Source organism: Streptomyces sp. NPDC051909 (assembly GCF_040681095.1).
GTDB lineage: Bacteria > Actinomycetota > Actinomycetes > Streptomycetales > Streptomycetaceae > Streptomyces.
Genome location: NZ_JBFAYA010000037.1, coordinates 16,670 through 31,903 on the forward strand (window position 1 = coordinate 16,670; position 15,234 = coordinate 31,903).

The 15,234-nt window shown below is 69.3% G+C and carries 11 protein-coding genes; 7 read left to right on the forward strand and 4 right to left on the reverse strand.

The annotated features are described in order from the left end of the window. Window positions 1–6: 6 nt before the first annotated feature. The 4 genes from AB0M18_RS33695 to AB0M18_RS33710 are packed head-to-tail and all read right to left on the reverse strand — an operon-like array spanning window position 7 to window position 3,760. The gene (locus AB0M18_RS33695) at window positions 7–777 is read right to left on the reverse strand and encodes a succinate dehydrogenase/fumarate reductase iron-sulfur subunit (RefSeq protein ID WP_365764813.1); all 771 of its coding nucleotides are present in this window, start codon (window positions 775–777) and stop codon (window positions 7–9) included. Beyond that, window positions 774–2,702, reverse strand: a complete 1,929-nt coding sequence (locus tag AB0M18_RS33700) for a fumarate reductase/succinate dehydrogenase flavoprotein subunit (protein ID WP_365764815.1) — start codon at window positions 2,700–2,702, stop codon at window positions 774–776. The genes AB0M18_RS33695 and AB0M18_RS33700 overlap by 4 nt, the downstream gene beginning before the upstream one ends. A gap of 1 nt (window position 2,703) precedes the next feature. After that, the gene (locus AB0M18_RS33705) at window positions 2,704–3,525 is read right to left on the reverse strand and encodes a hypothetical protein (protein ID WP_365764817.1); all 822 of its coding nucleotides are present in this window, start codon (window positions 3,523–3,525) and stop codon (window positions 2,704–2,706) included. 16 nt (window positions 3,526–3,541) lie between these two features. Then, complete coding sequence (locus tag AB0M18_RS33710) at window positions 3,542–3,760, reverse strand: hypothetical protein (RefSeq protein ID WP_365764819.1); 219 nt, start codon at window positions 3,758–3,760, stop codon at window positions 3,542–3,544. A gap of 273 nt (window positions 3,761–4,033) precedes the next feature. Here AB0M18_RS33710 and AB0M18_RS33715 point away from each other — a divergent pair, with 273 nt between their 5' ends. The 7 genes from AB0M18_RS33715 (at window position 4,034) to AB0M18_RS33745 (ending at window position 15,150) form a co-directional block, all read left to right on the forward strand. After that, window positions 4,034–6,478, forward strand: coding sequence for an ABC transporter family substrate-binding protein (locus AB0M18_RS33715; protein WP_365764821.1), 2,445 nt, complete (start codon window positions 4,034–4,036; stop codon window positions 6,476–6,478). Window positions 6,479–6,922: 444 nt separating this feature from the next. Beyond that, window positions 6,923–8,824 carry a translational GTPase TypA gene (gene typA / locus AB0M18_RS33720; RefSeq protein WP_365764823.1) on the forward strand — a complete coding sequence of 634 codons (1,902 nt, stop codon included), beginning with the start codon at window positions 6,923–6,925 and terminating at the stop codon, window positions 8,822–8,824. Window positions 8,825–9,281: 457 nt separating this feature from the next. Beyond that, a complete protein-coding gene (locus tag AB0M18_RS33725) occupies window positions 9,282–10,919 on the forward strand; it encodes an ABC transporter substrate-binding protein (protein WP_365764825.1) in 1,638 nt (545 codons plus the stop codon). A gap of 174 nt (window positions 10,920–11,093) precedes the next feature. Further along, window positions 11,094–12,026, forward strand: a complete 933-nt coding sequence (locus tag AB0M18_RS33730; protein ID WP_365764827.1) for an ABC transporter permease — start codon at window positions 11,094–11,096, stop codon at window positions 12,024–12,026. Then, window positions 12,019–12,975, forward strand: coding sequence for an ABC transporter permease (locus tag AB0M18_RS33735; RefSeq protein WP_365764829.1), 957 nt, complete (start codon window positions 12,019–12,021; stop codon window positions 12,973–12,975). Before AB0M18_RS33730 ends, AB0M18_RS33735 begins: the two co-directional genes overlap by 8 nt. A 14-nt stretch (window positions 12,976–12,989) precedes the next feature. Next, a complete protein-coding gene (locus AB0M18_RS33740) occupies window positions 12,990–14,048 on the forward strand; it encodes an ABC transporter ATP-binding protein (protein WP_365764831.1) in 1,059 nt (352 codons plus the stop codon). Next, the gene (locus tag AB0M18_RS33745; RefSeq protein ID WP_365764833.1) at window positions 14,041–15,150 is read left to right on the forward strand and encodes a dipeptide ABC transporter ATP-binding protein; all 1,110 of its coding nucleotides are present in this window, start codon (window positions 14,041–14,043) and stop codon (window positions 15,148–15,150) included. The genes AB0M18_RS33740 and AB0M18_RS33745 overlap by 8 nt, the downstream gene beginning before the upstream one ends. Window positions 15,151–15,234: the final 84 nt, after the last annotated feature.

The following is a 15,234-nucleotide window of genomic DNA, read 5'->3' on the forward strand; positions in this document are numbered from 1 at the left end:
CCGGGCTCAGCCCTTCCGGCGGCGGATGCGGCTGCCGAGCCAGACGACGGGGTCGTACGAGCGGTCCACCACGCGTTCCTTCATCGGGATGAGGGCGTTGTCGGTGATGGCGATGTTCTCGGGGCAGACCTCGGTGCAGCACTTGGTGATGTTGCAGTAGCCGAGGCCGTGCGTGTCCTGGGCCGTGCGGCGGCGGTCGAGGCCGGAGGCTCCGGCCGCGTCGAGGGGGTGCATGTCGAGTTCGGCGATGCGCATGAGGAAGCGGGGCCCGGCGAAGACGGCCTTGTTCTCCTCGTGGTCGCGGACGACGTGGCAGGTGTTCTGGCACAGGAAGCACTCGATGCACTTGCGGAACTCCTGCGAGCGGTCGACGTCCTCCTGCTTCATCCGGTACTCGCCGGGGGCGAGGTCGGCGGGCGGGACGAAGGCCGGGATCTCGCGGGCCTTGGCGTAGTTGAAGGAGACGTCGGTGACCAGGTCGCGGATCACCGGGAAGGCGCGCATCGGGGTGATGGTGACCGTCTCGTCGCGGTCGAAGACCGACATCCGGGTCATGCACAGCAGGCGCGGGCGGCCGTTGATCTCGGCCGAGCAGGAGCCGCACTTGCCGGCCTTGCAGTTCCAGCGGACGGCCAGGTCGGGGGCCTGGGTGGCCTGGAGACGGTGGACGATGTCGAGGACCACCTCGCCGTCGTGCACCTCCACCGTGTAGTCGGTCAGGCCGCCGCCCCCCGCGTCGCCCCGCCAGACCCGGAACCGTGCCTCGTACGTGCTCATGACCCCAGCTCCTTCGAGTCCAGCTCCTCCTCGGCGAGGTACTTGGCCAGCTCCTCCTTGTCGAACAGGGCGAGCAGATCGGGACGGATCGGCTCCGTGCGCACCCGTTCCAGGGCGATGCCCGCGCCCTCGGTCCGGCACAGCAGGTTCACCGGGCGCCAGGAGCGGTCCATGGCGGGGCGGTCCTCCCGGGTGTGGCCGCCGCGGGACTCGGTGCGTTCCAGGGCGGACCGGGCCACGCACTCGCCGACGAGCAGCATGTTGCGCAGGTCGAGGGCGAGGTGCCAGCCGGGGTTGAACTGCCGGTGGCCCTCGACGGCGACCCGCCCCGCCCGCTCGCGCAGCTCGGCGATCCGTTCCAGGGCCTCGGCCATCTCGCCCTCCCGCCGGATGATCCCGACCAGGTCGTTCATCGTCTGCTGGAGTTCCTGATGGAGGGTGTACGGGTTCTCGGCGGCGTCGCCGAAGGAGTCGCCGTCGAACGGGGCCAGCGCCTCCGCCCGCGCCGCCGCGACCGCCTCCTCACCGACCTCGGCGGCCCCGGCCCCCGCCGCCTGCTCGGCCGCGTACTCCGCCGCGTGCAGTCCGGCGCGGCGGCCGAACACCAGCAGGTCGGAGAGCGAGTTCCCGCCGAGCCGGTTGGAGCCGTGCATGCCGCCGGCGACCTCGCCGGCCGCGAAGAGACCGGGGACGCCGACGGTGGCGGCGGTCTCCGAGTCGACGTTGATGCCGCCCATCACGTAGTGGCAGGTCGGCCCGACCTCCATCGGCTCCGCCGTGATGTCGACGTCCGCCAGCTCCTTGAACTGGTGGTACATCGAGGGCAGCCGGCGCCGGATCACCTCGGCCGGCATCCGTGTCGACACGTCCAGGAACACCCCGCCGTGCGGGGAGCCGCGGCCCGCCTTCACCTCGGCGTTGATCGCCCGTGCCACCTCGTCGCGCGGCAGCAGCTCGGGCGGGCGCCGGTTGTTCTCCGGGTCCTCGTACCAGCGGTCGCCCTCCTCCTCCGACCGCGCGTACTTCTCCTTGAAGACCTCGGGGACGTAGTCGAACATGAATCGCTCGCCCTCGGAGTTCCTGAGCACTCCGCCGTCGCCGCGCACCGACTCGGTGACGAGGATGCCCTTCACCGACGGCGGCCAGACCATCCCGGTCGGATGGAACTGCACGAACTCCATGTTCATCAGCGGCGCCCCGGCGAGCAGGGCGAGGGCGTGCCCGTCGCCGGTGTACTCCCAGGAGTTGGAGGTCACCTTGAAGGACTTGCCGATGCCGCCGGTCGCGAGGACGACCGCGGGCGCCTGAAGGACGAAGAAGCGGCCGGTCTCCCGCTCGTAGCAGAAGACCCCCGCGACCCGTCCCGAAGCGTCCTCGAGGCTGTGTTCTTTCAAGATCCGAGTGACCGTGGACTCCTGGAAGACCTTCAGGCGGCTCTCGTGGTCGCCGGTCTCCCGGAAGTCCTCCTGCTGGAGCGCGACGGTCTTCTGCTGGAGGGTGCGGATCAGCTCCAGGCCGGTGCGGTCGCCGACGTGGGCGAGCCGCGGGTACTCGTGGCCGCCGAAGTTGCGCTGGGAGATCCGCCCGTCCGCCGTGCGGTCGAAGAGCGCGCCCCAGGTCTCCAGCTCCCACACCCGGTCGGGGGCCTCCTGGGCGTGCAGCTCGGCCATCCGCCACTGGTTGAGGAACTTCCCGCCGCGCATGGTGTCGCGGAAGTGGGTCTGCCAGGTGTCGTGCGGGTTGGCGTTGGCCATGGCGGCGGCGATGCCGCCCTCGGCCATCACCGTGTGCGCCTTGCCGAAGAGGGACTTGCAGATGACGGCGGTACGGGCGCCCCGCTGCCGTGCCTCGATCGCCGCGCGCAGCCCGGCGCCCCCGGCGCCGACCACGATCACGTCCCACCGCTGGCGTTCCACAGAAGTCATGTCAGAAGAACCTCGGGTCGTCGAAGGCGCCGGTGGCGAGCAGGTACACGTACAGGTCGCAGAGGGCGACGCTGATCAGCGAGGCCCAGGCGAGCCGCATGTGGTGGCGGTTCAGCCGGCCGACCCAGGTCCACAGCCGGTAGCGGACGGGATGCTTCGAGAAGTGCCGCAGCCGGCCGCCGACGACATGCCGGCAGGAGTGGCAGGACAGGGTGTACGCCCAGATGAGGACGATGTTGACGAGGAAGACCAGGGTGCCGAGGCCCGCGTGGCCCCAGGCGTAGTGCTCGTCGCGGAAGGCCAGCACGGTGTCGTAGGTGAGGATCCCGGCGACCGGCAGGGCGAGGTAGAAGAAGTAGCGGTGGACGTTCTGCAGGATCAGCGGGAAGCGGGTCTCGCCGCTGTACGCGCGATGGGGTTCGGCCACCGCGCAGGCCGGGGGAGAGGCCCAGAAGCCCCGGTAGTAGGCCTTCCGGTAGTAGTAGCAGGTCAGCCGGAAGCCGAGCGGGAAGACCAGGATCAGCAGGGCGGGGGAGAGGGTCCACCAGCTGCCGAAGATCTCCCAGTTGGGGCCGCCCCGCATCGGGACGCAGTTCTCGGCGAGGCAGGGCGAGTAGAACGGGGAGACGTAGGGGGCGGCGTAGTAGTGGGCGTTCGCGAAGGCCCGCCAGGTCGAGTACGCCACGAAGGCGAGCAGTCCGGCCGCGGTGGCGGCGGGCGCCAGCCACCAGCGGTCGGTGCGCAGATGGGGTGCGGCGAGGGAGGCGCGCCCGGTCGAGCGCACCCCCGTGGTCGCCGATGGGGGTTCCGTACCTGTGGCCAACAGGGCCTCCTCGGCTCTACGGCGCGTGGCGGTCGCGTGCTCCCAGGCCCTCGTCGTCGGTGTCCGTCCACTTCTGGGAGTCGTACGGGGTGTCGGGGATCGTCACCATGGGCTCGGTGCGGCTCCCGGCCGGCGTGCCCCGTTCTGCCCCGACGCGGCGTTCCAGCTCTTCGACCGTGTGTTCCAGGTCCTGCAGGCGGCGCCTGACGGCCGCCAGGTCGTCCTGAACGGACATGGTTGCCCTCACTTCCGCGAGCGACTTCCGCCGGTTTCCGCCGGTGCGGGACTCACGCGAGTGTCGCGCGTCACATCCCGCTTGGGAAGCCGTGTGCACGTGATTCCACTCGTCCGGAGCGCCCTGGTGTGCGGGCGATTGGGCCGCACGAGTGGGGTTTGCCGACCGTGCCGCCGTGTCGCCGTCACCGGATCCGCTCCGTCCTTTTCAGTGTATGAGCAATAGGTGTGATCATCTCCAAATGGCATAAAACTGGACGAAGGGGTACAAGTCATGTCCCAGGTCGGCGCCCCTCGCGGAAGGACATGCTCCAGGAGCCCCCGCTCCCGCACGCTCCGCTCCGTCGCCTCCCTCGGCAGCGCGGTCCTCGCCCTGGCCGTGCTCGCCGGATGCAGCTCCGGGGACGGCGGCGACGAGCCGCCCGCCGCCGCCCAGGACAACGCGCCGGCCGCGCGCGACAAGGTCGCCGACGGCGGGACCGTGCGCTGGGCCGTCGACGCCCTGCCCACCACCCTCAACGCGTTCCAGGCCGACGCCGACGCCGCCACCGCGCGCATCGCCGGGGCCGTGCTGCCCGCCCTGCACACCCTCGACGAGCGCGGCCGGCCGCAGCTCAACCCCGACTTCCTGGAGTCCGCGCAGGTCGTCGAGACCGAGCCCAAGCAGGTCGTCCTCTACAAGCTCAACCAGCAGGCGGTGTGGAGCAACGGCCGGGAGATCGGCGCACCGGACTTCGTCGCCCAGTGGCGCGCGCTCAGCGGCCGCGACACCGCCTACTGGACCGCCCGCAACGCCGGGTACGAGCGGATCGAGAAGATCGAGCGCGGCAAGAACGACCTGGAGGTGCGGGTCACCTTCGCCAAGCCGTACGCCGACTGGCGGGCGCTCTTCTCCCCGCTCTACCCGAAGGAGGTGATGGGCACCCCGAACACCTTCAACGACGGCGCCCGCACCGCCCTGAAGGCCACCGCAGGACCGTTCCTCCTCAAGAGCGTCGACCGCAAGACCGGCAGCGTCACGCTCGCCCGCAACCCCCGCTGGTGGGGCCAGGCCGCCAAGCTCGACAGCCTCGTCCTGACCGCCGTGCCCCGCGCCGACCGGGCCGCCGCGCTCGCCGCCGGAAAGCTGGACCTCGCCGAGATCGACCGGTCCGCCGCCGAGCGGATCGCGCTCGCGGTACGGGACGCCCGGGCCGGGCAGAACGGCGCCCAGGCCGCACTGGCCCACGGCCCCGGCGCCGGCATCACCCCGGCCGCCGCCCTGCGCTCCTGGGCGCTCGCCCACGGCTCCGACGAGGAGAAGGCCGAGGAGGTGCGGGCCGCCCGCGAGGAGAACCGCAAGGCCGTCGCCGCGTACGCCACCGAGCAGAACGGCCTCGCGAAGTTCGTGGTCCGCAAGTCCCTGGAGCCCGCCTACACCCAGCTCTCCCTGAACGGGGAGTCCGGGCCGCTCGCCGACGAGCGGGTGCGCCGCGCGGTCGCGCGGGCGATCGACCGGCGGGAGCTGGCCGAGACCGTCCTCAAGCCGCTCGGCCTGCCGGCCCGGCCGCCGGGCAGCCACCTGGCCCTCGCCGGCCAGCCCGCCTACGCCGACAGCAGCGACGCGCTCGGCGACCAGGACACCAAGGAGGCGGCGGCGCTGCTCGCCGACGCCGGCTGGGTGCCGGGCGGCGCGCTGAAGAAGCCCGCGACGAGCGACGGGACCAAGGCCGGGAGCGAGGCGGCCACGAAGGACGGCGCCGCGGCCAAGGACGCGGAGAAGGCCGAGACGGCCGAGAAGACCGACGCCGAGAAGAAGGCGGCCGCGGACAAGGCGACTGCGGACAAGGCGGCCGCCGAGAAGAAGGCCGCCGACGAGAAGGCGCGCGAGAAGGACGGCGACGCCGCCTCCGACGAGGGGCTCTACATCGTCGGCGACGACAAGCCGGGCGACCGCCGCACCAGCCCGCTGATCGGCGCCGGCGGCCCCGAGAACGGCACCAACATCCTCGCGCCCGCCCCCGTCGCCGCCCTCCAGAGCGCCGCGCTGCTCCGCCAGGCCGCGGCCCTCGACACCGGTACGGGCACCAAGCCGGTGGCCGGCGCCTACGCGCCGCGCGGTTCCGCCGCCCCGGCCGCCCCGGCCGCCGTCGACGCCGCCGCGGCGAAGGCCCTCGGCAAGGACGGCAAGGCGCTCAGCCTCCGCTTCGTCCTGCCGTCCGGGCCGGGCTCGGAGTCGCTGCGGGCGGTCGGCGACCGGATCGTCCGGATGCTCGACGCGGTCGGCATCCGCACCGAGGTCACCAAGGTCTCCGACGAGAGCTTCTTCAAGGACCACATCGCCTCCGGCGAATACGACCTGGCCCTCTACTCCTGGCCCGCCACCGCCTTCCCGGCGACCGACGCCCGGCCGATCTACGCCAAGCCGGAGCCGGCCTCCGACGGCTCGCTCCTGGTCGAGCAGAACTACGCGCGGGTCGGCACCGACCGTATCGACCAGCTCTTCGACCAGGCGGCGGCCACCCTCGACGAGGAGGAGGCCCGTGACCTGGTCCGCCAGGCCGACGCCCGGATCTGGGCCGCGGCCGGTTCCATCCCGCTCTACCAGCGCCCGCAGCTGGTCGCGGCCAAGCCGGAGCTGGTGAACGCCGGCGCCTGGGGCTTCGCCGCCCCGCGCTACCAGGACATCGGCTACAAGAAGCCGCAGAGCGCGCAGGGCGCGGAGCGCAACAAGCGCTGAGCCACCCAGAAGGACCAGGGCCCGGCCGGGCAGCCGCACCGGCCGGGCCCTCGCCTTGACCGGCCCCGCCTTGCCGGGCCCTCGCCTGGCCCCCGCCTTGCCCCGGACGGACGCCGCCCGATCCGGACGGACGCCCTCCGCCCCGTACGCGAATCGACCCCATTACCCGAAAGCGGCCGAAACTCCAAGTCGCAAGCTCAGAAGCAGCTCAAGTTCCTTGCCCGGCGGCGGGCCGGGCGGGCACGATCGCAGCGGCCCTTTGACCCGGCCCGCGTGACACTCCCCACACCCTTGAAACCTCCTAGTAGACCCTCTCGGATCGATCCGGGGAAGCCCCTTGCACGGCGGCCCCGTACCATGGGACATAGCCGTGGCGCGTCCGCCCGGCGGGCGTAAGAGGAACTGACGCCGATTCCCACGATCCGAGAGAAGCGCAAGCCACCCATGCCCACGCGCCACGACATCCGTAACGTCGCCATCGTCGCCCACGTCGACCACGGCAAGACGACCATCGTCGACGCCATGCTCAAGCAGGCCGGTGCCTTCGCCGCCCACCAGCAGGTCGACGACCGAGTCATGGACTCGAACGACCTGGAGCGTGAGAAGGGCATCACGATCCTCGCCAAGAACACGGCGGTGAAGTACCACCCCAAGGACGGCGGGGCCCCGATCACGATCAACATCATCGACACCCCCGGCCACGCCGACTTCGGTGGCGAGGTCGAGCGCGGTCTGTCGATGGTCGACGCCGTCGTCCTCCTGGTGGACGCCTCCGAGGGCCCGCTCCCGCAGACCCGCTTCGTGCTGCGCAAGGCCCTCCAGCAGCGCCTGCCCGTCATCCTCTGCATCAACAAGACGGACCGCCCGGACTCCCGGATCGACGAGGTCGTCAACGAGACCTACGACCTCTTCCTGGACCTGGACGCCGACGAGGACCAGATCGAGTTCCCGATCGTCTACGCCTGCGGCCGCGACGGCATCGCCTCGCTGACCAAGCCGGCCGACGGCACGGTCCCGCAGGACTCCGACAACCTGGAGCCCTTCTTCTCCACCATCCTGGAGCACGTCCCGGCCCCGGCCTACGAGGAGGACGCGCCGCTCCAGGCCCACGTCACCAACCTCGACGCCGACAACTTCCTCGGCCGTATCGCGCTGCTCCGCGTCGAGCAGGGCGAGCTGCGCAAGGGCCAGACGGTCGCGTGGATCAAGCGGGACGGCACGATCTCCAACGTCCGCATCACCGAGCTGATGATGACCGAGGCGCTCACCCGCAAGCCGGCCGAGGTCGCCGGCCCCGGTGACATCTGCGCCGTCGCCGGTATCCCCGACATCATGATCGGCGAGACCCTGGCCGACCCGGAGAACCCGATCGCGCTGCCGCTGATCACGGTCGACCAGCCGGCCATCTCCATGACCATCGGTACGAACACCTCGCCGCTCGTCGGCCGCGGTGGCACCGGCAAGGGCGCGGACGCCAAGGCCGCGGTCAAGGACCGCAAGGTCACCGCCCGCCAGGTGAAGGACCGCCTGGACCGCGAGCTGATCGGTAACGTCTCGCTCCGCGTCCTCGACACCGAGCGCCCGGACGCCTGGGAGGTCCAGGGCCGTGGTGAGCTCGCGCTCGCCATCCTGGTCGAGCAGATGCGCCGCGAGGGCTTCGAGCTCACCATCGGCAAGCCGCAGGTCGTCACCAAGGAGGTCGACGGCAAGGTCCACGAGCCCGTCGAGCGCCTCACGGTCGACGTGCCCGAGGAGCACATGGGTGCCGTCACCCAGCTCATGGGTGTCCGCAAGGGCCGCATGGACAACATGTCGAACCACGGCTCCGGCTGGGTCCGCATGGAGTTCGTCGTCCCGTCCCGCGGCCTCATCGGCTTCCGTACGGAGTTCCTCACCAACACCCGCGGCACGGGCATCGCCCACTCGATCCACGAGGGCCACGAGCCGTGGTTCGGCACGCTGACGACCCGTAACAACGGCTCGCTGGTCGCCGACCGCGCGGGTGCGGTCACCGCCTTCGCGATGACCAACCTCCAGGAGCGCGGCGTCCTGTTCACCGACCCCGGCACCGAGGTGTACGAGGGCATGATCGTCGGCGAGAACTCGCGCTCCGACGACATGGACGTGAACATCACCAAGGAGAAGAAGCTCACCAACATGCGCTCCTCCTCCGCCGACTCCTTCGAGGCGATCGTCCCGCCGCGCAAGCTCTCCCTGGAGCAGTCCCTGGAGTTCTGCCGCGACGACGAGTGCGTCGAGGTGACCCCGGAGGCCGTCCGCATCCGCAAGGTCGTCCTGGACCAGAAGGAGCGCGGCCGCTCCGCCTCGCGCGCGAAGAACGGCTGACCCTCCCGGTCCGCCCTCCGAGGAGGGCGAGCGGAAGATCACATCCGGAGGCCCGGCCCCCCGTACCACGTACGGGGGGCCGGGCCTCTTTCAGGACCGACTCTCAACTTTTCGTCAACCTGGTTTCAGAAGCCGAGCGTCCGGTTATCGGCCGTCGCTCTCCGGAACGTGTGTTAACGGTCCGTTTCGTCGGTGTCTGTCTGTGCTCGCTTTGTCCGGATTTCGGGCTTCCCGCCCCTGGCGATGTTGTCAAACCGAGACCGCTTAAGTGTGGTTTACAGCCCGGACGTACTTAATAGTTGGCTCCATTGAGCTCGGGTCAATGGGTCACGCACTGTGGGGAGTGCCGACTCACGAGCACACTGCGGGTGCAGAGGTGAAACGCCGTCAGGGGTGTCGGCGACCACCTTGCGCGCCCCTCTTGTAGTGACAAGTGGACTCATGAGGAGGAACTCCCATGCGCGGTGCCAAGAGCGCCAAGTGGGTAGTGGGCGCGATCGTCGTCGCCCTGGCAGCGACCGCCTGTGGCGGAGGTAAGGGCGGTAGCGGCTCCGACGCCAAGGGCGTGGACCCGAACGGCATCTTCACCGTCGAGAACGGCGAGCCGGAGAAGCCGCTGTACACGGGTGACACGATGGAGTCGTACGGCTCCCTCGTCATGCGTGGCCTGTACTCGACCCTGGTCGACTACAAGGCCGACGGCTCCCTGGAGATGATCAACGCCGAGTCGGTCACCACCACGGACTCCAAGACGTGGACCGTCAAGCTCAAGCAGGGCTGGACCTTCCACGACGGCACCCCGGTCACCGCCAAGTCCTACGTGGACGCGTGGAACTGGAACGCCAACGTCAACAACGCCATGGGCCTCTCGTCCTGGTTCGCTGACATCAAGGGCTTCGACAAGGTCCACCCCGAGGCGGAGGGCGCCAAGCCGACCGCGGACAAGCTCGAGGGCCTGAAGGTCGTCGACGACAGCACCTTCACCATCGAGCTGTCGCAGTCCGTTCCGTACTTCGGTCACAAGCTCGCCTACATCGCCTTCGCGCCGCTGGCGGACTCCTTCTACAAGGACACGAAGGCCGCGGGCCAGAACCCGGTCGGCAACGGTCCCTACAAGTTCAAGAGCTGGGACCACAAGAAGCAGATCGAGGTCGTTCGCTTCGACGGCTACAAGGGCCCGAACAAGGCGAAGAACGGCGGTGTGATCTACAAGAACTACACCGGCCTCGAAGCCGCCTACGAGGACCTGAAGTCCGGCAACCTCGACGTCATCACCCAGGTCGGCCCGAAGGACCTGCCGGTCTACCGCCAGGACCTCGGCGACCGCGCCGTGGACGAGGCGTACTCCGCGATCCAGTCGATCGCCGTCGCCTTCTACGCCGACCAGTGGTCGAAGCCGAAGCAGGTCGACCCGAAGGTCATCCAGGGTCTGTCGATGGCCATCGACCGCGCCACCATCACCAAGACGGTGCTGAACGGCACCCGTGAGCCCGCGACGGGCTGGGTGGCCAAGGGCGTTCTGGGCTTCCAGGAGAACGCGGCCGGCGACGTCACCAAGTACGACCCGGCCAAGGCCAAGGAGCTCATCAAGGCCGGCGGCGGCGTCCCGGGCAACAAGATCTCCATCCAGTTCAACGCGGACGGCGGTCACAAGGAGTGGGTGGACGCTGTCTGCAACTCCATCCAGCAGGCCACCGGCGTCCAGTGCGTCGGCGACGGCAAGCCGGACTTCCAGGCCGACCTGACCGCTCGTAAGACGAAGCAGGTCAAGTCCCTGTACCGCTCCGGCTGGGTGCTCGACTACCCGGTCAACGCCAACTTCATCAGCGACCTGTTCCGCACCGGTGCGGGTGGCAACCAGGGCGGCTTCTCCAACAAGGAGCTGGACGCCAAGATCGCGGCCGCCGACACGGTCAAGACGCTCGACGAGTCGGTCAAGGCGTACCAGGCCATCGAGAAGGACCTGGTCAACTACATGCCGTCGATCCCGCTCTGGTACTACAAGGTCAACGCGGGCTACTCCGAGAAGGTCAGCGGCGTCAAGTTCGGTCAGGACGGCGACCCGATCCTGACCGGCGTCGAGGTCAAGAAGTAAGCGCGTAAGCGCAGTCCGCAAGCCGCGCGTGGAGCTGGCCATGGGCCAGCTCCGCCCCCGGCGCCTTACGCAGCGGCTGGGGGGCCCTTCCACGACATACGCATGCCCGTATCCGGGCGTCGTATCGGGGGAGGGCCTGTCGGCTGTCCGCTGTCACATCTCAACGGAGGCACGATGGGGCGCTATGTCGCACGACGACTGCTCCAGATGATCCCGGTCTTCTTCGGGACAACCCTGCTGATCTTCCTCATGGTCTACAGCCTGCCCGGCGACCCCGTGGCCGGTCTGTTCGGTGACAAGGGTGTAGACCCCGCGACTCTCGCGAAGATCAAGCACCAACTCGGGCTCGACAAGCCGATCCTGGTGCAGTACTGGGACTACATGACCAACATCCTCCTGCACTTCGACTTCGGCACCCAGATCCGCAACGGGCGCCCGGTCACGGAGGTGCTGGGTGAAGCGTTCCCCGTCACGCTGCAACTCGCGGCCATGGCCTTCGCTTTCGAGATGGTCTTCGGTGTCACGCTCGGCATCATCGCCGGCCTCAAGGCCGGCCGCCTGGCGGACAACATCATCCTGATCCTCACCCTGCTGATCATCTCGATCCCGGTCTTCGTGCTCGCCTTCATCATCAAGCTGGTCTTCGCGTTCCAGCTCGGCTGGATGGCCCCGAACGTCAGCAACGACCAGCTGATCTCCGAGATGATCGCCCCGGCCATCGTGCTCGGTGGCCTCTCCCTCGCCTACGTGGCCCGCCTGACCCGTACGTCCATGGCGGAGAACCTGCGCGCCGACTACATGCGCACCGCCATCGCCAAGGGTCTGCCGAAGCGCCGCGTCATCGGCGTCCACCTGATGCGCAACTCGATGATTCCCGTCGTCACCTTCCTGGGCACCGACATCGGCGCGCTGATGGGCGGCGCCGTCGTCACCGAGGGCATCTTCAACATCAAGGGTGTCGGTGGTCTGATCTACGAGTCGATCACCCGCCGAGAGGGCTCGACCCTGGTCGGCCTCGTCACCATCCTGGTGATCGTCTACCTGGTCACCAGCCTGCTCATCGACCTGCTGTACGCGGTCCTGGACCCGAGGATCCGGTATGCCTGACGTGACCAAGACCGTCGCCACCGCGACCGAGGACGCCGTCGACACCCGCTCCGTCGCCAAGGACGCTCCCGCGCCGAAGCAGGAGAAGGCCCGCTCCCTGTGGGGCGACGCCTGGCGGGACCTGCGCCGCAACCCGTACTTCATCGTGTCGTCGGTGCTGATCTTCCTGCTGCTGCTGATCTCCGCCTTCCCCGGCCTGTTCACCAGCGCCTCGCCGACCGCGGGCGACCTCGTCCACCACTACATCGGCAAGCCCGAGCTGGGCAGCGTCGGTTCCGAGGGCTGGCTCGGCTACGACATCCAGGGCCGCTCCGTCTACGCCCGCCTGATCCACGGCACCCGCGCCTCGATCATCGTGGGCGTCTGCGTCACCCTGATCGTCACGGTCGTCGGCGGCATCACGGGCATGCTGGCCGGCTACTTCGGCGGCATCACGGACGCGATCCTCTCCCGGATCACGGACATCTTCTTCGGCATCCCGTTCCTGCTCGGCGCCATGGTCGTCCTGCAGTCCTTCACCGAGCGCACCATCTGGGTCGTCGTCTTCGCCCTGGCGTTCCTCGGCTGGACCCAGATCACCCGCGTCATGCGCGGTGCCGTGATCACGGTGAAGCAGGCCGACTACGTCCACGCCGCGAAGGCCCTCGGCGCCGGCACCACCCGGATCCTGTTCCGCCACATCCTGCCGAACGCCATGGCCCCGGTGATCGTCGTCGCGACGATCGCGCTCGGCGGCTACATCTCCGCCGAGGCCACGCTCTCCTACCTCGGCCTGGGCCTCGCCGCCCCGACCGTCTCGTGGGGCGTCGACATCTCGGCCGGTGTCGCGGCGATCCGCACCTCGCCGCACATCCTGCTGTACCCGTCGCTGATGCTGAGCATCACCGTCCTGGCGTTCATCATGCTCGGCGAAGCCGTCCGCAACGCCCTCGACCCCAAGCTGCGCTGAGGAGGGCGTACACGATGACCACCATCGACAAGACCGCGGCCGTCCCGGCGCCGCGCGGCGGCGACGACTACAACGGTCCGCTGCTCGAAGTCCGAGACCTGCACGTGGAGTTCCACACCCGCGACGGTGTGGCCAAGGCGGTCAACGGAGTCAACTACTCGGTCAGCGCCGGAGAGACGCTCGCCGTGCTCGGCGAGTCCGGCTCCGGCAAGTCCGTGACCGCGCAGGCCATCATGGGCATCCTCGACATGCCGCCCGGCAAGATCCCGCAGGGCGAGATCCTGTTCCGCGGCCAGGACATGCTGAAGATGTCCAACGAGGAGCGCCGGAAGATCCGCGGCCGTCGCATCGCGATGATCTTCCAGGACGCGCTGTCCTCGCTGAACCCGGTCCTCACCGTCGGCTACCAGCTCGGCGAGATGTTCCGGGTCCACCACGGCCTGTCCAAGAAGGACGCCAGGGCCAAGGCCATCGAGCTGATGGACAAGGTCAAGATCCCGGCCGCCAAGGCCCGGGTCGACGACTACCCGCACCAGTTCTCCGGCGGTATGCGCCAGCGCATCATGATCGCCATGGCGCTGGCCCTGGAGCCGGACCTGATCATCGCCGACGAGCCGACCACGGCCCTCGACGTGACCGTCCAGGCCCAGGTCATGGACCTGCTCGCCGAGCTGCAGCGCGAGTACAACATGGGTCTGATCCTGATCACCCACGACCTCGGCGTCGTCGCCGACGTCGCGGACAAGATCGCGGTCATGTACGCCGGCCGGATCGTGGAGCAGGCGCCCGTGCACGAGCTGTACAAGCGCCCGGCCCACCCGTACACCCGGGGTCTGCTCGACTCGATCCCGCGCCTGGACCAGAAGGGCCAGGAGCTGTACGCGATCAAGGGTCTGCCGCCCAACCTGCTCGCCATCCCCTCGGGCTGCGCCTTCAACCCGCGCTGCCCCATGGCGAGCGACCTCTGCCACACCGAGGTGCCGGCCCTGGTGCCGGTCACCGAGCAGGACGGCGCCGAGCTGCCGGGCCGCAAGAGCGCCTGCCACTTCTGGAAGGAGACGATCCATGGCTGAGCTCAGCAAGAACGACAACGCCGGGGGCGTGTCCGACGAGGCGGCCCTGGCCGCCATCGAGGCTCCCGTCGAGCGCGGTGAGCCGATCCTCCAGGTGCGCAACCTGCAGAAGCACTTCCCGCTGACCCAGGGCATCCTCTTCAAGAAGAAGGTCGGTGCGGTCAAGGCCGTGGACGGGGTCTCCTTCGACCTCTTCCAGGGCGAGACCCTCGGCATCGTGGGCGAGTCCGGCTGTGGCAAGTCCACGGTCGCCAAGCTCCTGATGAACCTGGAGCGGGCCACCGCGGGCGAGGTCTTCTACAAGGGGCAGGACATCACCAAGCTGTCCGGCCGCGCGCTGAAGGCCGTGCGCCGGAACATCCAGATGGTGTTCCAGGACCCGTACACCTCGCTGAACCCGCGTATGACGGTCGGCGACATCATCGGCGAGCCCTTCGACATCCACCCCGAGGTGGCCCCGAAGGGCGACCGGCGCCGCAAGGTGCAGGAGCTGCTCGACGTCGTCGGTCTGAACCCCGAGTACATCAACCGCTACCCGCACCAGTTCTCCGGCGGTCAGCGCCAGCGCATCGGCATCGCCCGCGGCCTCGCGCTCAACCCGGAGATCATCATCTGCGACGAGCCGGTCTCCGCCCTGGACGTGTCCGTCCAGGCGCAGGTCATCAACCTGATGGAGAAGCTGCAGGACGAGTTCAACCTGTCCTACATCTTCATCGCGCACGACCTGTCGATCGTCCGGCACATCTCGGACCGCGTCGGCGTGATGTACCTGGGCAAGATGGCCGAGATCGGTACGGACACCCAGATCTACGACCACCCGACCCACCCGTACACGCAGGCGCTGCTCTCCGCGGTGCCGGTGCCGGACCCGGAGGCCCGCGCGCACCGCGAGCGGATCATCCTCACCGGTGACGTGCCCTCGCCGGCGAACCCGCCGTCGGGCTGCCGCTTCCGCACCCGCTGCTGGAAGGCGCAGGACAAGTGCGCCACCGAGGTGCCGGTCCTCGCGATCCCGGAGCGCTTCCGCGGCCAGGACACCCTGGCGGCGCACGAGTCCGCGTGCCACTTCGCGGAGGAGAAGGACATCGTCGGCGCGAGCTGACCGTCCGACCCGAAGGCCCCCGCACCTCCATGGAGGTGCGGGGGCCTTCGCCTGTCCGACCCCGTTCATACGGACGCCGTAAAA